This window comes from Nocardia sp. NPDC047648, assembly GCF_040642815.1.
GTDB lineage: Bacteria > Actinomycetota > Actinomycetes > Mycobacteriales > Mycobacteriaceae > Nocardia > Nocardia gamkensis.
Window position 1 is genome coordinate 111507 of record NZ_JBEYSX010000020.1, and the last position, 23203, is coordinate 134709.

At 67.3% G+C, this 23203-nt stretch carries 3 protein-coding genes (1 of these 3 running past the window's edge); all 3 read right to left on the bottom strand.

All coding sequences use genetic code 11. The features are described from left to right. Window positions 1-20568, bottom strand: the start of a protein-coding gene (locus ABZ803_RS31620; protein ID WP_357044956.1) for a LuxR C-terminal-related transcriptional regulator. 26781 nt of this gene lie to the left of the window's left edge; 20568 of the gene's 47349 nt are visible here — the first part of the coding sequence; its start codon is at window positions 20566-20568; its stop codon lies off the left edge, out of view. Between the two features lie 163 nt (window positions 20569-20731). Beyond that, complete coding sequence (locus ABZ803_RS31625; RefSeq protein WP_357044957.1) at window positions 20732-21166, bottom strand: YbaB/EbfC family nucleoid-associated protein; 435 nt, start codon at window positions 21164-21166, stop codon at window positions 20732-20734. 153 nt (window positions 21167-21319) lie between these two features. Next, window positions 21320-23017 carry a WXG100 family type VII secretion target gene (locus tag ABZ803_RS31630; protein ID WP_357044959.1) on the bottom strand — a complete coding sequence of 566 codons (1698 nt, stop codon included), beginning with the start codon at window positions 23015-23017 and terminating at the stop codon, window positions 21320-21322. Window positions 23018-23203 lie beyond the last annotated feature (186 nt).

Sequence of the window (23203 nt, forward strand, 5' to 3'; positions counted from 1 at the left end):
TTTGTGGTCCCGGTATTCGCCGCGGACGCGTTCGGCGTCGTCGAGGAGACCGGACTTCTCGCGATACTCCTCGACCAGCGGGAGTGCGCGAGCCTGGCGGGGGTTCAGCTTGCCTTCTCGCCCGAGTTGCAGCAGTGCCCCGAACAACCTGTCCACCGCCGCTGCGCTCGACAGATCCGCGCGCCCGTTGCTGAGCTCGAGCAGTTGCCGCCGCAGTGCGTCGACTTCCTGCCGCAACGTCTTCAGTTTTCCCTGATCCGTGACCAGTTCCCGGATTGTGGGCAGCGGGACGGGGTCTTGTTCGTTCGGGTCGGACGGTGCCCGGGTAGAAGCCGGCGATTCGGGCGTTTCCGGTTCGTCGGGTTCGAGGGCGAGTGCGACCGGGTCGATTCGGTTGCCGGGCGTGGGCGGGCGCCGGCCGTCGGTGTCGGTGGGTGGGGTCGACCGGTTCCGCGTCCCATCGTTCGGGTGGGTTGGACCGGCGTCCGAGCTGGTGGTCGAAGGGTCCTGGCCGAGTCCCGTCCGGTCGCCGGCGCTGAGGTCGATGCCGACCGATTCGGGGGCGCCCGGATCGGATGCGGGTGTGTCCGGTGGTTGATCGGTGGTGGTGTCGGGTGCTGTAGATGGCGGCATCGGCACTTCGAACCAGATGGTCTTGCCGCCGGCGCGTTCCAGGATCACGCCCCAGGACGAGGCCATTGCTTCGAGCATGCCGAGGAAGAAACCGTGGGTCTCGGCGACGATCCCGGTTTCGGCCCATTCGGCGGATTGGTCATCGGTGAAAGCGGCGGCGCTGACGGTGCCCTGGGTGGTTGCCTCTTGTCGTGCGGGTAGGCCACGGCTGGTATCGGTGATCCCGATGCGAATTATGTTTCCGTCGAGCCGGATTCGTACCCGGGCGTCACCTTGGTCGGCGTAGCGGTAGACGTTTTGGACGAGGTCGGATACGAGGACGGTCAGATCGAAGGGATCGGGGTGACCGGCCTGTCGCAAGCGCTGTCGTACTGCTCGCCGCGCGAGGCTCGGGCCCTGTCGCAAGGACCCCTGCGGTATGGGCAGGTCGAGGATGAGTTCGTGGGGCGGTTGCGAGGGGTCGTTGGTGTCGGCGGTTTCGAAAAGCTTGAACCAGATCTGTTTTCCGCTGTTGCGAGGGAGCGCCCATCCCCAGGTTTCGGTGTGCGTGTCGAGGAGGTCGACGGCGCGCCACCCGGGCCGGTCGCCGCTCTCGCGCGCAGGCAGGGTGCGGCTGTCGTCGCTGACGTGGATCTCGATCCAGCGTTGTCCTGGTTGTCCGTGGATGGCCGCGGAGATTTCGGGTGTCCCGCCGCCGTCGGCGCGGGCTTGCGACGCGAGTTCCCAGGCGATGGCGGCGGCCCGGTCGGTGTGTTCGGCGATGGGCCAGTCGGCCAGCGCCCGGTGCAGCGGTTCGACGGCCGCGGCGACGTCCTCGAGATTCAGGCGTCGGGTGGCGGTGTCGACGAGGTGACGGAGTTCGGCGGGGGCGTCCGGGCGGCGGGTGAGTGCGCGGAGGTGGTGCAGCGGGTCGCTGCTGATGCGGTCGGTCCATCCGGTTCCCGGCTCGGGCAAGCCGAGGATATGAGCGAGTTCGTGATCGAGTCGTTCTGCCCGGCTGTGCCATTCGGCGCGCTGCTCGGGGGTGGTTGTGTCGCGGGCGAGTTCCTGAGCCTTGGCTTCATGTGCGAGGCGGTCGACCACCCAGCCGGGAAGACGGGTGAGGTCGGCTCGGGTGGCGGCGTCGCGGCGCTCGGCATCTGTCATGGAGCGCAGCTCGACATCGATCTGGCCGAGGACCTGCTTGACCGCGCCGGGCAGGCTGTTCTGCAGGATCGCAGCGACATCTGCGGGGGTATGCGCGGCCGTCGCTTCTTCGTCGATCCCATTCGCCGAATCCCGGCTCGACCGTTGCGTGGAGGATTCGGTGGCGCCGTGCCCGCCTGTGCGGGATTCTCCCGATTCCGGGTCGAGCGCGTCGGAATCACCGAGGTCGATCGCCACAGGGTCGGGACCGGACGCACGACCGGTAAGGGGCCCGATTGGAGCCAGGCGGGACAAAAGCTTGTCGAGCAGGTCGATTTCGGCTTCGCTGATGCCTGAGGCGGCGGCCCTTCGTTCCTCCTCGGCCTCACGACGACCGCGCTCGAAGGCGGTTTCGCCGGGCGGTGCCTGGGCGACCGCGCTACGTCCAGCCACATGCTGCTCACGCCCGAATGGCATCGCTCCACTCGACTTTGCGTCACTCAGCGGTGCGGAAACGGGTATTCCGGCCAAGTGCTTTCCGAGTCGCAGGAGTGTGTTCATCACGAACGACTTGGCTGTCGCCTCATCCCGGTAACCGAGACCGGAAACCATGGTTTCGAGGGACAGCCTGCGCGTGAAGACAGCGCGGATGATCTTCTGTTGCCGGTCCGTGAGCGCACCGAGCGCTTCCTCCAGTTGGTCGGGGGTAGCTTCGGCGAGCACCTGTGCCAGCTGGATATCCAACATGTGTTGCTCGACAACGAGAATCGAAGTCAGACGTCGAGCGGCGGCGACGGCCGAGCGAACGCCAGCATCCCGCGTAATCGGTTGTGTCGAAGAAAGATTCGCCAGCGACTGCTGTTCGGCGGTGGATAGCTGGTGACTGGCGCGCACGATCTGTTCTGCGGTGGCGTCGGCCAGCACGGCGGCAGCACCCAGCTCCCCGGTCCTTGCCGCCAAGGCATGTGCCAGTGCGGAGCGGTAGGCGTTGAATCGTGCGGCAGCGTCGTCTCGGGGCCGGTCCCGCCCGGGAGTGGCCGGATCGCCGACATTCACATCGATCCCTCGGCGCCGTGCCACCTCCAGCATTTCCGCCCAGTGCGGGGTCCCCAACTTGATCGCCATCGAACGGACGGCGGCGCCGACCTCGCGATCCGAAAGTGCCAGCGCGGTGGCGATGTCGCGGTGGGAATGACCTTTCGCAACGAGTGCGAGCACGGCGGTCTCGCGATCGGTAATGCCGGGATGCGCTGTACCAGAGAGCGTTTGATCGGGCACGGTGGGTTCGGGTTCCTGCCGGCCGGTCCGCGAGGCACCGTAGACGGTGTGTGGCGAGGCGTCCGGCGGCGAGACTTCCTCCGCACGCGGTATATCCGCGATCCGCAGCACACTGTTCTTTTCCTGCCGCGACAACGAACCTATGTCCCGGCCGCGATGCAGACTGTCGGCCAGCTCGAGAAACACCCAGCGCGTGGTGACACCGATCTGGTCGAGATACCCATGGAGTTCGGTGACGGTCAATTCGGCGAGGCGACTGTACCTGGGATCCGATTCGGTGATGCCATCAGAGCGAAGCACCGCCAGCATCTTCGCCCGCAGGGGGTGGAACCATCTGTGCTCCAGTATTTCCCGCGCAGACTCGCGCAGTCGTCGGACGACGTCGCCGCCCGAGCTCGAGTCCGAAAGCCGGAATACCTCGTCATTGATTTCCAATGCCAGCTGCACGGCGCGCGCAAGCCGTTCGCTTCGCCGCCCGCCCTTCGCTGATACCCCGAGCAGCGATAGGACGTATCCGAACGTGTCGAGTCCGTGCTGTTCCCTCAGTTCCGCCGGGTTTGCGGGAGGGGCGGCACCCGCTTCGGCCGTTTCAGCGCCGGGCAGAATGCCGGCACGGATAGCCACCGCCACCGTCTGCGGCCGGTTGCGGGTGCCGAGTTTCTCGCGAACACGGGCGAGCGCCTTATCGACCGCGCTCGCCGAAATCTGGAGGTCCCCCGCGATATCGGTGTTCGTTTCGCCGTTTGCGATCCGCGTGAGCAGATCGATGTCGGCGGTGCTCAATTCGGGAACTTCTACGGCGGTTCGGGTGGTCCCCGGCAAGAGTCCGGTGCGGATGGCGACGGCTATCATCGCCGCCCGGTTGTGCACGCGGAGCTTTCGGCAGACACGCATAAGGTACTCGTCCACTGTGAGCGAGGACAGGCCCAGCGCCTGCGCGATGTCTTTGCTGGTCTCACCGTTCGCGATCCGCGTGACCACGTTGATTTCGTAATCGGCCAGCCACATTCGGCCGGTGCCCGGGACGGCGTCGGCAGGGTCGGCGAGCGCGAGGTCACCGGTTCTCACGGCGGCAGCCACGATTCCGGAACGGTTGCGAGCGCCCAGTTTGCGGCCGACTCGACCCACCAACTGGTCCACGCTTCTCGGAGAGATCTCGAGATCTTGAGCGATGTCATCGCTGGTGTCTCCGTTCGCGATCCGACCGAGTACGTGGATTTCGTGACTGGTCAGATGGAGATCTTCGCGACCAGGTGTCTCGTCGTCGGCGCGGGGACTGCCGGGGAGGATGCCTGTGCTCAGCGCGATGTACACCGCTTCCGCCCGGGTACGAGCACCGAGTTTCTGGCGAATCTGGGTCGCGTAGATGCTCACGGTCCCCGGGGACAACCCCAGCTCCTCCGCGATCTCAGGGCTCGTCATTCCCGCGGCCATCAACTCGAGCACCGTGAACTGACGGTTGGTGAGCCCACTATCGCTGTGCTGTGCGGAGTCGGTCGCGTGCGTTTCGGCGGCTGCTAAAACTTGCTTGCCGGCGTCGACCAATCTGTTGAGCGCACCTCTTTGCACCAAGCTGATCGCTGCACCACGCCGCATTGCGTCGACCGCCTCGGTGACGTGTTTGCGCTGGGTGGCATTCAGCTCGAACCAGCCGTCTACCAGACCTTCCACGATGCTGTGCAGCCATTCGCTGGGATCCGTGCCCGCATCGGCACGCCATCGGTGCGCCTCCGCGACTCGAAATGCCATGCGGTTGAGCTCCTGTGCCACCTGAAGGAGCGGCCGCATGTCCCGGGCGACCGGCGAGGCCGGAACCCCGAGCCGGGCAAGCACTTCCTGGAGTGAGTCCCGGCCGTATCGCTCGCGTAGCTCGTTGAACGCCGTCGCATCCCCCTGCCGTGCGCGCTGCACAGCGGTGTCCGGCTCATCGGAATCGCCGAGGTCGATCGCGACAGGATCGAGGCGGGTGCCGGATGTCGTCTCACGGTCGCCGGCCGATCGCTGTTCGCCGGCCGCTGGTGATTGCTCCAGCTGTTGTGCCGACTGCACGGCGGGACGCAGGCCGGTAGCCATGCCGAATTCGTCGGCGAATGCTGCTCGGATCCTTTCCTCGGCCTCGGCCAGATATTTATCGACGAGCTGGGTCGTGATCCCCAACCTGGCGGCGGCCTGCTCGGTCGACAAATCGGCCGAGCGGACCATGAATACAATGCGTTTCGCCAGTCCGGGATTCTCGAGACCCGACAATGCTCGGTCGAATTTATCTGCGAATTCCACATCGGTGAACTGAGATTCATCGGTCTGATTTATGTCACCCGGTCCGGACCTGCCCTCGACCGCAGCATCCTTCGAGACCTGCCGGAGGAGCGGAAGGGCGGTGATCACCTCCTCGCGGGTCAGATTCAATGCCGAGCTGATCTCGGCGATGCCGGGAGTGCTGGTACCGACGCGATTCGTGCGAATGTATTTATCCACCTTCGCGAGAATGCTCTGCACTTGCGGCTTCATGCCCGGATACCGCAGCTCCAGTCGCGTCCTGATGATGGAGTAATGAGCGGCCATCAACGCGGCTGGAAAGAAATTGCCGGGCGGGACGAAGTTCCGGGTGGCCAGCAGAATTGCTATGGCTGCCTGTTGGGCATACTCGTTGCGGTGCTCGGCCGGGATGGACCGGCGGGCAGCGACCTCGTCCGCGAGCCGTGCGTATCGTTCGAATATTTTGTTTCGGATATGCTTTTCCTCGGCGGAACCCGGTCGCGTTGCGATCAGATCCCAGAAAAGCCGCTCTTCCTCTGGATCGCGCTCCTCGACATCCGTGCGCGAGTAGTAGGTCAGCAGTGCTGATACGAGTGTGTCATTGGGTATTTCGAGTGCGTCCCGAATTCGCCGGAGATCTTCGACGCCAGGCTTGTGGTTGTCTTCGGTGAAGCCAACCCAGGCGTCGGATTTTCCAATTCTCCTGGCCAGCTCCAGCGGTGGGATTCCTCGAAAGATTCGGACGCTTCGAATCCAATCATGTATGGAATAGAAGTCGGTGGGGTGGGGGACCGATACGCTGTCGAGGTCTGGAAGGTGGTGCAATCCCCATGCGGTGGCGACGTCATTCCACCTGCCGGCGCGATGCAAGGCTTGACGGTAGATTCGCACCACGGTGAGGTCGAGCGGATCTCGCACCCCGGTCTCCAGGCTCTGGACCGCACCGGCGGAGATGCCGAATGTATTCCCGACTTCCGACCAGGACAGCTTGTTCACGTGTCGGAAATGTCGCAAATACGCGCCGAGCGATTCCGAGTCGAAGGGGCTAGGATAAAGAATTGTACCTCTGGGTAGATGTGAGTAGCACTCCGAGATATCGTCATAGAAGATATCGTCTTCGGTCGCTGTGGCCTCGAGTAGTGCAGCTACGTCATCCTTTGCTGGTCTGCTCTCTCCGGATTCCCAACGGGAGACCGTGTTTTTCCCCTTCTTCAGTCGGCCGGCAAGCTGTGACCGCTTCAGATTGTGGGATTTTCGACGGAATTCCAGATAGTCGCCGATGCGGGAATACCCCTCGGGATACGCGGGCGCGCCATCCGTGGTGAGCAGAGCCGGATAGAGCCGGGCGGCATCGAGGTACAGTGCGCGAGCACCGGGAATCCGGCGAAGGGCTGCTCGAACATGCCGGACTTCGAGGTCGCGTTCGCCTCGTTCCACCGCCTCCCAGGTGCCGGGGTCGGCGCCCACCAACTCGTCCATCCAGGCCGGTGTCGTCGCAAGGAACCGACGCAACTCGATGTGCCAGGTTGTGGTGTCCCCATCGGGTCGCGGAACAGTTTCCACCGGCGCTGTGTCGTTGTCGTTCGGGTCGATTCCGGCATATTCGAGCCAGCGGTGCAGCTGGGCCGGCTCGAGGAAATTCATCTCGGCGTAATCGGCGAGACTTTGGATCGGTCGACCAGACCTGTCGGCACGCCGTGCTCGATACCATTCCAGGAACTCGTGTTCGCTGCCGGAGAGGGCGACCCACGGAAGGTCACCATTCTTTGCGGCAATTGCGGCGAGCCGGGCGCGCGAACCAGGACCGTACACCTCGCGTGCATTATCCAGATGTGCTTTCACGGTCTGCCCCGTGATGCCGAGGATCGCCGCGATTTCCCGAGTCGTTCGGCCGGCGGCCACCAGCGCCAGTATGTCCAGTTGGCGGGCTGTCGGTGCGGACGGCCGCGCTCTCGGCTCCTCCGAACGCTTGTCGTTCGGATCGTTAGCGGTCCAGCTGTGTTGCTCTGCGGAGTCCCCGGCTCGGGGAAGGGCGCCTTCCTTTTCGGCGAGGGCGACAAGCCGCGCGCGGGAACCGGACCCGTACAGCTTGCGGAGGTTGTCCAGATGCTTTTCCACGGTCCGCTTCGATATGTCGAGGGTGTCGGCGATTTCGTGGTTCGCCAGGCCTGCGTCGACGAGTGCGAGTATCTGCTGCTGGCGGGCCGTCGGCGCACCGGGGTCGGCCGCGGGCGCCGCGGGCTGCGACCCTCGATGATCCTGGGTAGCGGAATGCGTGGGTCGTGCGGTGACAGGAATGGCGCCGTCCTGTTCGGCGGCCGAGACAGGGTGCCACCGCGATCCTGGCCCGTAGACGGTGCGGAGATTGTCCAGGTGTTTTTCGACGGTCCGCACCGAGATGCCGAGGAGTGTCGCGATTTCTTGGTTCGTTCGTCCGGCGGCGACCAGCACGAGTATCTCTCGCTGACGGCCGGTCAGTGCGGCGCGGGGTGGTGCGGCATCCGGGTGCCCCGGCCGGGCGCGCCGCAATGCCTGGTCCGAAGGATCGACCTTGGAGTATCTCGCGGTTCCACGGTTGCCGTCGGGGAGGTACGGAGGGTCGTCTTCGGTATTGCCCTCAGCGCGTGGCATTCTGGCCTGCTGCTGGTCAACCAGTGCGGTCAACCCGTCGAGAACGAAGTGTGCCGAGCCGTCTGCGGTGACGTATGTCAGTTCCGCCTCGAGCTGTCCCCGGTAGGTCGCTCGGGCCTCGGCGCTCATCCCGCGCCACTTTCGTGCCAGCGTGGCGACCAGACCGTTCGGCGCGATGCTTGCGACGAACCCGGAAGGGGCCGGGACAGTACCACGCTGGTACGGCCGGGTCGCGGCACTCGCGGGCCCGTCGGTTTCCAGCGCCTGCGTCACCGTGAGGCCGTTCAGCAATCCCCGCAGGGCGTACACCGGATGCGTGTGATCCGCGGGCGCGCTGCGGCCGAACGAATTGTTGGCTTCGGCCAGCGCCTCCGCCGGATTGAGTACGGCCTCCGCGCCCCACCAATCCCAATCCGGGTCGACTTCGTCCTCGGGGAGAAAAGCGACCCTGGGCTCTCCCGGTTTCTCCGCGGGTTCCTGCTTTCGCTCGCGGCTGTAACCATTGAGTAGTTTCAGCCATTCATCGAACCGTGCGTCCGAAGGCAGGTCGCCCTTGGCGCGCAATCCCACGAAGTAGTCACGGAGATAGCCGAACACTCTGGGGGCCAGCAGATGTCGGTAGTCTTGCCGCCGATCGAAGCGGGCGTCCGCGGGAAGTTCGCCCGCGGCTCGCAACTCCGCAAGCCGGGCGTAACGAGGTGCGCTGAGCGGTGGAGCGTGTTGCGATAGCAATTCGGCCGGGTCGCGCAGGTGCGCCAGCTCGTGCCGGAGACAATCGTATACCGGGTCACCGGTCGGCGATGCCTTCGTGCCGCGCCGGAAACTCGCCTCCATCGCGGCGGTGAAGTATTCCCTGTCGGTGAAGAAATTCTCGTTGAGGAACAGGATGAACTCCTGCTCGCCGAGCATCCAATCGGCGGCGGCGATTGCTCCGTCCGACATGGGCGTGACGACGATCGCCGCGGGCCGAATAGTGGGATCCTCGGCAAACGCATCGACCACCGCGTTCCGGACCGACAGCGCCGTCTCGACCGAGATTCCGGGCTTGTCCAGCCCCAATACCTCGATGCCGAAGATTGTGAACAGCTGGGCCGCAATCGCCTGCTTGCTACCGGTATCGGCGTCTCCGACGAATCCGTGCTGTGGTGCCGCCTGCACGGTGGGGTGCCGCTCCGCGAGGGCGGAACGGAACGCCTGAACGACGTCCGCGGGGAGCGTTCCCGTGATGGGGGTATACGGCAAGTCCGCCACCACCAGTCGCAGGTTCTGGACCTGCTGGGGTGACAGGCCGGTCTGCTCCGGGGACGACGGCACGGCGCCGTCGGGCAAACCGCTCGATCGTGCGTCCGTGGGCATACGGACGGGCCCCTCGAGTCCCACCCGCTCGGCCAGTCGGACGAGCAGCCGGTTCGACTGGTCCGGGGTCATCCCGAGCACGGCGGCGAGGGAATCCTCGGCGATGCCGTCGGCGATCAGGCGCAGAACGTGGACTTCGCCCTCCGACAGTGTGATCGCGTCGACCGTCCCCATCGGCCCGTCCGGGTGATACCAGAACCCGATCTCGTCGGCCGCACTGCGCACCAGCCGCATGTCATCGTGCGTGCCCGAGCCTTTCACCACATCACGGACCGTGGACTTGGCCGTACCCGCCGCTTCGGTCAACCTCTCGCGGGATGGCTGCGGCTTGATTCGCGCGGGAACGAACTCGTCACCGACCCAACGCGCCGGACGAACGCGACGCGTCACGAAGTTCGGGTCGGTGAGGGCCGCGATGTCCGCGCGGTTCGGCGGTACACCCAACCTGTGAGCCGCAGCAAGGACGCGTTGCGTGGTCTCGCCGTGCCACGGTTTCTTCGCGCTGAACCGTCCGTGGAACACTCCGCTGACGTACGGTTCGCCCACACCCGCCAGCCGGGCGATATCGGCCCGCGTGGGTTTCCGCACGGCTTCGATCCGGCGCAGGGTGAGGTAGCGCTCCGCCAGACGCCGCGTCTGTGGCGCGACGGTCTCGTCGGCGGCCAGCACTTCGGCGTGCGCGCGGGTCAGTTCGTCGTCGGCGACGCCCACCTGCTGCGCCAGCTGGTTGCGCAGCGTGTGGATCCGGACCGGGTCCAGCGGGACTGCCTCCAGCGGTTCGGAAGTGGCACACAGGAAGGTCTCACTCGCGGCGACAAAGTGTTCCAGCTCCGGCGAGTCGGTCAGGCTCGTGATCCAGTACAGCTCGGCCAGCACCTCGCCTGTGGTCATCGGCTTGGGCGGGCTCAGGTCCCGCAACCCCAGCAGTGCCCGCAAGTCTTGGTCGAGGACGCGGCGCCGGTTGTCGAAACCGTTCTGGTCCAGCGGATCAGCCTCAGGATCGGCCGCATCCCGGAGACCGGAATCTTCGCCTTCGCGCCGCTCCAGCTCGGCGCGCGCCCCCTCGCGAGTGGCCGCTTCCTGATCCGCATGCAGTTCGAGCTGGTCCCGGATCCATCCACTCAGCGCCTGAGCGTCGACCGTCACGGCGGTGGGCATGGCCTGTGTCTGTTCGGCGACGAGGGCGAGGGCCAGGCGTACGGCTCCCCGCGTCACCGCAGTGGGTGGCAGCCCGAGGTGCTCGGCCAGCGCGGTCTGGGCCGGTTCCGAGGCCGGTTCGGCGGGCTCGGCCGATCGTGCCTCGCCGGATGCGTCGATGTCGGCGGGGGCGGGCGAGGACTCCTGGGAGTCGGGTGCCGACTCGTCTCGGTCGTTGTCGGTATCCGTCTCCGTTGCCCGCCGCAGCGCGTCCGTGACGCGCGCCTGCAACTCCGGATCCGGGGCGTCCGCGGGATCGTCGACGGCGATACCGCGGTGCAGTGCCCAGGCGATCAGCCCGGCGGTGTCGTTGATACCGAGTTTTGCACGTAGGCCGCGCCGGACGTGCTTCACCAACGGCACCGAAATATTCAGCTGGGCCGAAATGTCCGGGTTCGAGAACTTCCGGGCTACCAGGCGCAGGACCTCGGTCTCCCGCGGTGTCAGACTGACATCGGCCGACGGTTCCGGGATCGGTTCCGGGTGGTCGGCCGACCACGCCCGCTGCGCCGCGGTAAGTAGCACGGCACGATCGGGGGTTCCGAGTTTCACCGCGATGCTGTCGAGCTCGTTGATCACGGTGGCGTGTGATCCGCCCAAAGTTCGGGCGATCGCCTTGAGCGACAAGCCTTGTGCGGCCAGTCGCAGCACCTCGGGTTCACGCCCGGTCAATGCGGAGGGCTGGGTGGCGATCCGAGAACGGAAGGCGCGCACCATGGCCCAGGACACCGTTGCCGGATCACCGCTCACGCCCGGCAGCGACTCGGCGAGTGTCACGAGTCGCGATGCCGGTTCCTGCCGCTGCGCCGACACCCGAATCGTGCCGCGCGTGCCGATCTTGTCGGCCAACTGTGCCAGTACGGGATCCAACCCACTGCTCGGCGAGCCGAGCGCTGTCGCGAGGGTCTCGTGTGGCACGCCCTTCGTGACCAGGTGCAGCAACAGCGCCTCGGATTCGGTCAGCTCGACAGTCCGTGCCGTTGCGTCCGACGACTCCAGATCGGGCGCCAGGGCCGCTAGTTCCTCCTGGTCCGAGGTGCCCAGCTTGGCCTGTAGCTGGATCCGATAGCCCCGCGCCGTCGATGCCGTAACTCCCAGCCGGTCACCTATCGCCTGATCCGTGAGACCGGCGGCGACCAGATCGAGAACCTCGCGTTCGCGGGGAGACAGATCGATGTGCTTCCGCGTTGCCGCGGACTGGGGATCGCCAGGCTGGAACGCCCCCTGCCGCTGTGCCGCCAGCAGGCCTGGCAGCCTGCCCTCGACATCCAAACGGCCGGGCAACGCGGCCATGAACGTCCGCACTCGATACCGCGTCATCCCCAGCTCGGCGGCGATCTCACGGTTGTCCAGGCCGTTCGCCGCCAGCTGGAGGATGGCGACCTCGTCCGTCGACAATTCGACGTCGATGTGCGGGCCGGATGGTTCGTCCAGCCATCCCTCCCGATCTGCCGCGAGGACCGCGGGAGTCACACTCGGGCAGCGGAGTTTGGCACACGCATGCCGGGCGTAACTCTGGACGGTTTTGGGCGAGATCCGCATCCGAGAGCCGATTTCGGGGTACGACAGGCCGCGCGCACTCAGGCGCAACACTTCGAGCTCCCGGGGGGTCAGCCCGCCTCTGCCGGGGATCGGAGCGTCGGATTCGGTCCGATCCGATTCCGGAACCACCGCGGGAGGTTCCCCGGATGCCCGGACGCGAGCGACCGCCGAGGCGAATCTGTGAATCGGAGTCCACAGCATAGGGTCCACGTCCTCGCCGGGAGCCGGTAGCACCGCTGCGGCCGTCCGGTCCGACTGGCCCGGCCAGAACTGGCGGAGTACCCGCTGCTGATTCGGGTCGAGCCCGGCCTCGCGCAGAGCGCGCCGCAGATCCTCGGGGTCGGCATCGGCCAGGGCGCGGGCTACCGCATCGCTCCGTTCGGTCGACGGGCCTGCGACGTAGATCGCCAAGATCTGCCGCCGGAAGCTGTCGAAAGCAGCGCGCCTCGACGCCTGGACCGAGCGAGGCGAGTCCGGGACGGGTGGCGTCGGGTCCGGCTGCGCATCGTCGGGATCACCGAGGTGGATCTGTGCCGGGGCAGCCGTCCGCGCGCGGGACTCATGAAGCTGCTGCCAGAACTCCGGTGGGAACGCCGACCTGTCGCCAGGTCGTCCGGGCACCACAGGTGAGGAATTGGGCTGGGCTGCTGGCGGTTCGGACGTCTGCGCGGTGCGGTCCGGGGTCGATGCGACTGTGGCACGGTGCTCGGCCTGGAGCCGGGCCAACTCGTCGAGCACGAAACCGGTGTCGGGGTTCAAGTACGCGATTTGCTGTTCCGCGTAGTTGCCGCGGGCGGTAGGGGACATAGCGCGCCATCTCGCGGCCAGGGAGGCGGACGGGCCGTTCGATGCGATGCTCGTACCGGACTCGGACGCAGCCGGGACCGGACCGCGATAGTCCGCCTGCACCAAGGCATTGCGCTGTTCGGCTTCCCGCAACACCTGGAAGTACGGAATGTCTCGAAGCAGGGCTTGCAGGACGTAGGCGGGATGTGTGCGATCGGCCGGTGCGGTCCTGCCGAACGCATTGTTCGCCTCGGCCAGTGCTTCTGCCGGATTGAATACCGCGAGGTCACCCATTTTGGGCTCGTAAGTGCCCATTTCGGTCCCCTGCGACTCTTCGTCCGCAAGTATTCGGTTGTATTCCTCTTCCTTCAGCTTCTTCCTGCTGCTGCTGTACGAATCGAGCTGACCCAGCCAGTCGTCGAAATCGAGGTCCGGTGGCAGCATGCCGGCTTTTTTGAACTCGGCGAAATGCGTGTACAGGAATCCGAACGCTCGTGCCTCTTTGGAGTCTTGGTAGTCCTTCCCCTGGACGGCTCCCTCTCGTAGATGGGCAATCGGCTTTTCGTCGTAGAGCCCCTTCCGCGCGGCTCGATCCTGCAGATGGCCCATCTCGTGACTGACGGCGTCGTACGCGGGATCGCCGGTGGGGGCCATCAGGTGGCCTGCCCGCACCGCCTTCCGCATGGCGTTCCGGAATCTCACCGGGTCACCGAAGAGGTTCTCGTTCAGGACCATGAAGGTCGGGGCGTCCGTTCCGATGCCTTCGGGAGTCCAGATACAGGCACCGGTATTGCCGACCATGGGGGCGACCAGTACGACGTCGAGCTTGATCTCCTGCCCCGCCGCGAAACCGTCGACTATCGCATTCCTGATCGACAGAGCCGTGTCGACGGGGATCCCCGGCTTGTCCAGTCCGAGCACCTCGATGCCGAATGTCTCGAACAACTGCCGGGCGATGGCCTGCTTGGTTTTTCGATCGGCCTCGGCCGTCCTCGCGGAGTTCGCGCGGTCGCGGTTCTCGGCCGAGGGTTTCCGTTGCCGGGCCGTCGAATCGGCCGCTCCTCCCGCGATCTCCTGCGCGACCCACCCGAACAGGGCGACCTGAGCGTCGGTTAGATCGTCGCCGCGGGATCTGGGATCGAGCGCTTCGTTGACGAGTCGGCGTACGGCGGGATTCAGGTGATTGAGGTTGTCGAGCCACGTGTCTCGCGCTCGGCCGAGCAGCCAGTCGCCGATGTCGACGCCAGGGGGGACCTGCCAGCCACCGGCTTCGGCCTCGCCGAGCGTGGCCCGGGCGACGGCGTGCGCCAGGAGCTGGATCCGCGTGGGTGGGGTGCCGTGCTCCGCATCCCCGCTGAGTACGGCACACATGGCCTGGGCGGTGGCGGGGCCGAAATGGCGGTCCAAGGCCTGCGCGGCGGACCGGTCGCCCTGCTGCGCCCGCTGCAGTGTCTCGGTGCGGTCGCCGGTAGACAACTGGTCGAACGGGACGGTGGTACCCGCATCGGCCGCGAGGACGGGCTGCGCGGTCGGCACCTGCGCGACCAACTGGGCGACGGCTGCGGCGTGCGCGTCTTCGAGCCGGTGTCCTTGCTGCAACATCGTCCCGGCGTCGGTGACGAATTGACGCTGCGCCGGATCGAGTTGATTCAGGCTGGTGTGCAACAGATTTCGTGCGGTCTCGCGCACGTGGTCGGCGGCGTCGGCGCCGATGGGGATCCCTTGCGACTCGACCTGATCGAACGCCGCGTCGCGGACGGCCTGCGCCACCGGCAGCAACGGTGCGGCCGCTTGCCCGCCGGGTGCGTCCAGCACCTCCAGGAGGTGGCGTAGGGTGCTGTCGCCGTGCTCGTCACGCAGGTCGGGTGCGGCCGGTGGGTTGCCGGAAGCCAGGTTGGACGCTGCCCCGGCGGCGAGGCCGGCGGCGGTCGGGACGAGGGTGCCGTTATGGGTGGCGGCAGAGGCGTGCGGTGTCGCATCCGGAGCCGTGGTCCCCGCGGATCGGGGAGGGGGTTGCTGGGGTTGGTGGGTCGCGGCGCCATGCGCGTCCGTGGGTGGGGCGTTGGCTTGGTTGGCGCTCGCGTACTTGGAGGCGAGCTGATTCTGCTCGACGGCGTCCTTCATCGCCGGGACGGCACGCTTCCACAGGTCGGACTCGGCGTTTCGCAGCGCCGCTTCGGCGTTGTCGAGTTCGCCGCGGGTGGCCTCGGTGCCGAGGGCTTCGTGCTGTTCCTGGGCGGCCCGGTGGGCCTTGACGGCTTCGGTGTACTGGACGATCTGCTGCGTGACGCCGTGGTCGGTGACCCGGCCCAGAAAGTCCTCAGGGGAGACGTAGTGCACCGCCGAACCCGGGGTGCCACCGTGCTCCCGGTCGCCGCCGGATCCGCCACGGGCGCCACGACCGTCGACCTGGTCGTTCACTCGCTCGGAGTACGACGGCCCGCCGCTGACCTTGACGTCGACGCCGCCGAGCTCGATCACCTCCTGCGACGGTGTGGGGTCGGCGCCGCGACCTCCGTCCTTGTTGGTGATATAGATGGTGCCCTTGTCCCCGAACTCCTCGATCTTCTGCCTGACCAGGGCCTCGGCGGCGGCATTGCTACCGCCGTGCTCGGCGTAGAATTCCGCGTCGACCACCTCGAACTTCAGCTCGAATCCCTCGCCGTGTTCTTCCTTCGCCGCTGCGCGGAGCAGGTCGATCAGTCCGATCCGCCCGGCATCCGGGTCGCCCCGGATTTCGCCGTTGTCCATGCACACCACCCACTGCGCGCGGCCGGCCTGCTCCCCGTCGACCACATGCGCGTCCCGCACGATGTCACGGGCCAGCTGCGTGAGTTTCGCTTGCGTGTTCTCGTAGAATTTCGGCGGTTCCACGACCCGTTGCGATGTATAGAAGGTCGGAAGCTCCGGCACCGGCCCTACGCCGTACAGGTCGTAGGTGATGCCCTCGACGCCCTTCATGGTCCCCGACAAACCGGACGGATCGAACAGCAATTTGCTGCCGATCAACTGCTGATCCGACATGCGCAGCGAATGTTCCTGATTCGCCCGGACCGGCAGCCCTTCCTTGAGGTCGACGAACTGACCGACGTCCTGCCAGCGCACCTCGGTCGACTTCGTCCTGTCCCACATCGCCTTGTCGTTGGTTTCGTGAGCGAGGATGCCGATCTTCGCGCCCTCGCCGTCGTCCGCCCTGGTGATGTAGTGCGTGCCCTTCTCCAGCCCCCAGCGGGCGTTGGCGGCATCGGCGTACAGCTTCAGCTCCGAGTCGGTGATCGGTCCACCCGCCGCCTTCTCCAGCTTGGCGATCGCCGCCGGAGTCGTTTCCGCGGCCCACATCCCCCGGGTGTTCTCCGGCCGCTTGAAATCCGCTGCCGTCAAACCATGTTCGCGCTCCGCGGTCGTCAGCCGATCCCAGATCCCCCGCAGTTCGGCGACCACCTCGGGTGTGGCCTCCTCCGCCGCCCCCGGGGAAAGTACGCATTCGGAATTGCCGTCGAAGATGGTGTCGAATTCGTCGACGGTGAGCTTGCCCGCCGGGAACGGGTCGTACCGGAGGTCCAGGCCGTGGTCGGATGCCGCGGTATCCAGCCTTTCCTTGATCAGATCGATCGACGGTTTCGTGTTGAGGAAGTCCCGCAGTGCCGTCACCTCCTGGGGCGACATGCCACCGGCCGCGAGCTCGTCCATCATCGAATCCGCCACCTTCAAGGCGCGGAACAGGTAGTCCTCCTTCGTGCCCACGACGATCCGGCTACGGCCGGGTACCGGATCCGGCAGCGGACCGTCCTGATCCATCCGGACCACATCGATCCCGGTATCCGACTCCGGCCGCACCACGAATGCCTGCAATTCACCGGCCAGCTCACCGGCGAGCAGATCACTACTGGTCCACGCATGAGCGGTGCCGTGATCGATGGCGTCGGACACCTTCTTCATCACCATGACGATGGTCTTGCCCTCACCGGTCTTCATATCGACCGGACCGTGCTCGAGCAGCAGGAACGCCGCGGCCTGCGTCTCACGCACCAGCCGATGCCGGTCGTCACCCCGGCGAATCCATTCCGTCATCGCCGCGACGCGCTCCTCCCTTGATCCCCGCACCATCGTGTCGGCCAGCGACTCCGGTGACGCGTTCGCCAACGGGCTCGTACCGTCGGCCGTGCTGCCCGGCTCCCGCAACTCCCCGATCGCGCGACCGGCATCCAGGGCCGTGCGTACCCGCTCCTGGGCAACCACCTCGAACACGGCTTCGCGATCGGTGAGCACCCCGGCCTCGTAGTCGTTCATCAGCGAAACGCCCGCGTTGTCCGAGATTTCGACCAGGTCACGGGCTCTGGCATGGGCTGCGGCGTCGTGCTGGGCCACCGCCGCCTCGTACGCGTCCCGGCACTCGGCCAACGTCGCCCGAGCCTGCCGGAGCTGTTCCTGAGCGGCCCGCGCGGCTTCGACGGCCAGCCGATCCTCCGCCGTGCCCCGCCCGACCAGATCGCGCATCTTGTCGCCGAAGCCGACTCGGGTGGCCCGCTCATGCTCCTGCGCCACCCGTACGGCCTTCTCCTGCCGCTGCAACTCGGCATGGGCGACCCGTTCGCGCTCGGCCGCCGCTTCGACACGCTGCCGGTGGTGTTCGCGCACCAGCTCGTTCTGCTGCCGCTCGGCCGCATTACGCTGCTCTACTTCGGCTCTCGCCCTCGCCCGCGCGTCCGCGGCCGGGTCCTCGTCTCGACCGGTGCGTGGCGCATCCGAATCATCCTGTGCGCGAACGTGTTCGGGCTCGGTTGATGGCGCGTCCGCGTCGTCGGGGTTATCGGTTTTCGTCTTCGCTTGCTGCTCACTCGCACCATCGTCGCCCGCACGACCGCCGTGGGCATCGTCTCCGCTCGTATCGGACTCACCGGGCTTCGGTCGCGATGGGCCCGCCTCGTCGACTACATCGGGATTGCCCTTGGCCTGTTGCCCCTTCGCGCTGTCGTCGGCCGTGCGTGCGTGCTCCGGTGCATTCGCCTCATCCGGATGCGTGGCTCGCGCGGTCTCGTCGCCGGTGGCGCCGTCGGCCGCGCGACCGTGCTCCGACTCCGGCTCGCCGGCCGCGGGCGGTGTGTTCCGGTTGTCATTGTCGGTGGCGTGGGCGGCGGCAGACCCGGAGGGGGCATGGCCGTCCTCGGCCTGTCCGCGCACTCCTTCGACCGGATCGACAGCCGGAGGGCGCTCCGCGGCGGCATTCTTCGGCGCCGACACACGTGGCGGCCGATTGCCTCCGGTAGCAGCGGGCGAACCACCGGCAGCGGGTGTGCCGGGCTGGACGCCCGCGGCTGGTCGCGCGGGGCCGCCCGACGGCTGCACGGCCTGCCGCTGCTGCCCGGCCGGGTCCGCGAACCTGTCCCCGCCGGGGGCGCGCGGGCCGGAATCACCGCGTGCTGGAGCGGGCGGCGGGTCGGTGGTGATCGTCATGCTCGGGGACACGTCGTGGTCCGATGACAGGCCGTCGGCCGATTCCTTGTGCGCCGCCGCCGGTACCAACTCGGGCACGGCAGGTTCGGGATCGGTGGTGCCGTCAGGAACCCGTTGTGCCCCCTCCCTCTCGGTCGCCGACACGGCCGGGCTCTGTTGCCCGTCGTGCGGGTCGGCCGTGCCGGGGCGCGGACCGGCTTCCTCGTCCGTTGCGACACCTCGTGGCCGAACCGAGGACGACGGCCCGTCCGCCGGATCGGCGCCGCGGGTATCCGCGACGGCGCGGCCTCGCCCGGCCTGCCCCTCGCTCGCCGCGTCCCGACCGCCGGGGTGCGGTCGGGCCGTGGCGGCGGCGTTGTCCGGCACCGCGGCGTGCTCCGGCGTGGAATGCGGCGCCGACGAGGGGTTTGCGGAACCGGCCCGGTTGCCGTGAGCCGACGCGGGTGCGGTGTCGGCCGGTCGAGCACTGCCTTCGCCGGTATCCGCGAGGGGTGGCGGCACCGAGTGGCCGGGTGCGGCATCGGTCGGTCGAGCGCTGCCTTCGCCGGTATCCGCGGGGCGCGGCCGCACCGACTGGTCGGGCCCGGCCGCAGGGTGATCATGTTCGGTGGTCTGCCGTGCTGTGCCCGCATTCTCGGCGGTTCTGTTATCCGAGTCGTGCGGTGCCGGACGCAGTTCCCCGCCGACCGGAGCCTCGGCGGCGCCGACGGCCTCGGATTCCGGTCGTGCGGCAGGACCGTTCCGTGACCCGGGCGCCTCCGCCGATGTCGGGTCCGTCCCGATGCTCGGCACGCCGACCGGGTTGACGGCGGACGCGATGGCGGCTGCGGGGTAGGTGACGGTCTTGACGGGATTGACGTTGTCGATCAGGGCGCCGGGCATGCCTGCGGGCGCTTCCCAGTCCATGCTGTTGTTCGGCACGGAGAAGGGCTGCTCCGGGCGCGGCTTGTACTCTTTCGGCGGCGATATGTCGGGTGGTTGATGGCCACCATCAGCCTTCGGCGTCGTCCCTGTGGGGGCCGCGGGGGCCGGATCCGCGGGTGCGGCGACGGCATCGGAGGTGGGCTTCGCGGACTTGACCGGGTTGAGGTTGTCGATCGACACATTCGGCGGATTCGCGGGCTGCCAGTCGGCGTTGTTCAGTGGGAGTGTGGGACGGACCGGGGCGTCCGCGGTGGCCCCCGCTTGGTGCAGCAGCGCCAGAAGATTGTCGATCTGCTGTTGCTGATGGGTGTGGGAGGGGTTGTTCGGATCGAAGTCGGTGGTGACGATGCCATGTTCGCGCAGTGTGTCGACCAGCGCACCAGGCGACGCTTCGGCCTTGGTGACATCCGGTGCGGCAGCTGGCTCGGCAGTCGTCTCGGGAAGTGGTGCCCGGCTGCGCATCCCCTGTGCCGCGAAGGCTGCCGCGCCGATGAATCCGCTACCCATACCGGGGATCAGGCCCTCGGTGAACGCCTTGCGGCTGAACGGCTGGTCCGACAGCGCAAGCGAGACGGCGGTGCCGCCGAGAGCGCCGACGGCTCCGGCGCCGGCGCCGACCATGGTGGTGCCTGCGAGCTGCAGGGCCACCCGTCCCACGGTGCTGTTGGCGTTCGCGCCGATGGTGGCGACCTTCGGGCCTGCCCAGAGCCCGAACAGCATGCCGAAAAGGCCACCGACAGCGCCGGCGGCCGTTGCCACGCCGACCGACTTCACATCGATCTTTTCGCGGTGGCCCTCGGCAACCTGGATCGCCTGGGCGCCGGCTTGGGTGCCGCCGCCCAGTGCCACCCCGATCACGATTCCGTTGCGCAGCAGCACCATCGAGCCGCGTTCCGCGGCCAGTTCCGCACCGCGTCCGGAAAGGAATGCCACGAATCTCATCCACGCGCGCTGCGCCGCGGTTCGGGTCGCCATCTGTGCGATAGCGGCCTGGATCGGACCACCGGCCGCGAACATCAGTGCGCATCGGGCCAGCTGGATGGCCAGGATCACGGCCATGCTGATGATGACCATCTTCTGCAGCTCGGTGGCGTTGGCGCTCTCGTAGAGCTGCCTGGCGAGGCTGTCGCAATCGGTGGCCTGCTGTCGGAAGCGTTCGGCCATGTGCCGGTGCTTCTCGGCGATCGCGGCGACGGTTTCGCCGTGTGAGCCCTCGGGCGGCCTTGCCTTGGCTTCGTGATATTCAGCCTGCGCACGACACCATTCGGCCTTATCCGACCAGGCATCGGCGGCGCGCCGTTCCGCGTCCTCGTCGCCCAGCGGGAAGTGCCCGGCGACACACATCACTACGGCCGGGGGGAGCCAGTCCGGCAAACGCAGCGTCATGTGCGCTCGCGTTCATCAATGCGTATCCGGCAAGCGACTCCGTGAACCCTACCGCTGCCGACATCGCACGGCCGCGTCCGAATCCCAGGCCCTTCCGCCGGCGGGGAGTTCCTCTCCGGTTGTCGGCAGGTACGCAGCATCGTCTGCACTACGCGACCAGGTGCTATCTCGGGGAACCTTCGTTGTCCCCGCGGAAGAAGGCGCGAATCTCGTTGAGGCTGGGGGCGCCCGGGGAGATATCGGGCAGGTCGGGCAGGTCGTTCAAGTCGTCGTCGAGGGGTGCGGCGAGGGCTTCGGCATGCTGCTGCGCCCGGCACGCCGCGGCCCGAGTAGCGTCCACGATCGCTCTGCTCAACTGCTCCGGTGTCTGGCGCATCGCCGCGGCGGTGAGGCGCAGATCCGTCAGCACGCCTGCGGCGTCCACGGTCACCTCTACCGATTGGTCGGGAGAACTCGCCTGCGTGCGAGCGTTTTCCAATTCCCCGAACACCTCGGTGAGCCGGCCCTGCTGACGTTCGAAGGAGTCGAGGAGATGTTCGAGCTGGTTGCGCATGCCGCTGTTGGCCGAGCGTAGGCCTTCGCGCTCCCATCGATCCATGCCACAACCTTCCGACTCGAAATCGTCAGCGGGCAGCGACGACCGCGGACCTCCGAACGTGCCCACAATGATGACCCAGGGGTGCGTGGCGACTTTCACCGCTGGTGGGAAGGGGGAAGAACCAGACGCCGTCCGCTCAGGCGGCAACGGGTCTCATCGCCGGTCCGGCAGTGCCGCACGCGACATCGTCACCAGCAGCCGACCCAGCACCTTCTGCGGGCCGTTGGCCTCGTCCTCACTCGATTCGACCGCGGCGAATCCCTCGGCCAGCGCCCTGCCCGGAAGGAACAGGCCCTGTTCGAAACAGTTGTCGCCGAGCTGCGCCCGCCATCGCTTGTAGCCGGCGACCACCCGGCTCAGCGTCTCGCCTCGGGGGTCGTTGATCCGCACGTATTCGGTGATGAGTGCCCGCTGCGCCTCCTTGTGTGCCCGGAATCCGCCGGCGAGGTCGATCACGGCGCCGAGTTCCCGCAGGATCGCGGCATACATCGGTCGCCGTGCGGGACCGGATCGGGTCGTCGCCCGGGAACGTCCGGACAACATCCGAGGATCGATCACCGCGGTGTGAGCCAGCACGATCCACGGCGCCACCTCCACCGATTGCTCTGCCGTGCTGCGATTCTCGACGGCGGACAGCGAACCCGCCACATCCCGGATCTCGATTCCGCGCAGTGCGGCCGGCATCCGCGGGAGGACGGTGTCGACCGCATCGGCGATGTCCTGGACCGTCGCCGCGGCGATACCCGCCGCGTCGAATCCGACGATCTCGATGTTGTGCCGAGCGGCCATCTCCCGTGCGACCCGGATGGCCTCGGCATCGGTCGCTCGGCGAGCACGCACGCCTGCGGGCTTCGGGGCCCGCTTCTGCTCGCGACGTTTCGGAGCCGGTTCCGGCTTCTTGCCCGCAGGCGGGCGGTCCGGGGTGCGTGGGGGAGATACCCGAGGCGGGGTCTCGTTCGCCGGCGCGCCCGAAGGGCTCGGAGCCTTTGCCCAAGGGGTGCCCGCCCCGTTCCGAGTCCACGGCGTATTCGCCGACGGCTTGCCGGAGTCGATGCGGTCGTTCGGCATCGCCGGTGGACCCGCCTGCTTCCCCGTGGGTGTATTCGCCTGCGCTCCCTGTCGCTCGGTGCCCATACCGGGCGTCGTCGGCGATCCGGTCTCGGCGGCCGGGGGTTGGTCGCCGGATTCGTCCTCGGGCGATCCGGTTTCTGGGGAATTGCTCGTCGAATCGTCCGGCTGTCCGGATTCCGGAGGTTGCTCTCCGGACGCCGCGGGCTGCTGTCCGGCCTCCACGGGTTGCTGGCCGGAGGCTGCGGGTTGCTGGCCGGAGGCCAGGGGTTGCTGTGTATCGATACTGCCGCGGTCGTTCGGGGCGTCCGGCTGCGGACGGGCGGATTCTCCGTTCACCGGGCGATCGGGCGTGCCCGGCGGCCGTACGGAATTGTCTGTGTGGCCGAGAGGTTCGCTGGACGTCGCCTGCGGAATGGGTCCTGCCGACCGGTTCGGGCTCGGTGTGTTCGTGTACGGGAGGCCATCGTCGGCCGAGTTTCGGATGTTCTGCCGCCCGTAGTGGTCCCCGTCCTCGAACGCATCGGCCGCATGCTTCATCGCGGAACTCATCGCCCGAATGTCCGCGACGAGGTCGTCGAACCCCTCCAACGTACGTTCGGCGCCGGGCCTATAGGTGTGTGCGAACGTCTCGCCGGCTTCGTCGTCACCCCAGAACTCACCCTCGTCGGCGAGTGCCGCCTTCAGTTCGTTCGCCACCCGTTCGGCGTCTTCGGCCGCCTGCCGCAACTCCGCCGCCGATTCGCGCAGCTGGGCCGGGTCGACCGACAGTGATTCGGCCACGCAACCCCCTGGGTCGATATCAGACGGCCCGGCCGTCTTCGGCTGCTGAACCGGGACGTCGCGCATCGCCGAACCGCCACGCGCCAGGCCGACCCGAGCCGAAGCATAAGCGACGTTCGCTGGTGTCCCCGTCGGCGGGAATGTGGCGGCCGCTCGCCTGGGCCGGTTCGAGAATGGCGAAAGGCC

What these genes read in the sequence shown, in the direction of transcription:
- ABZ803_RS31625 (WP_357044957.1), bottom strand. Translation starts at nt 21,166, where the DNA reads ATGGATCGATGGGAGCGCGAAGGCCTACGCTCGGCCAACAGCGGCATG.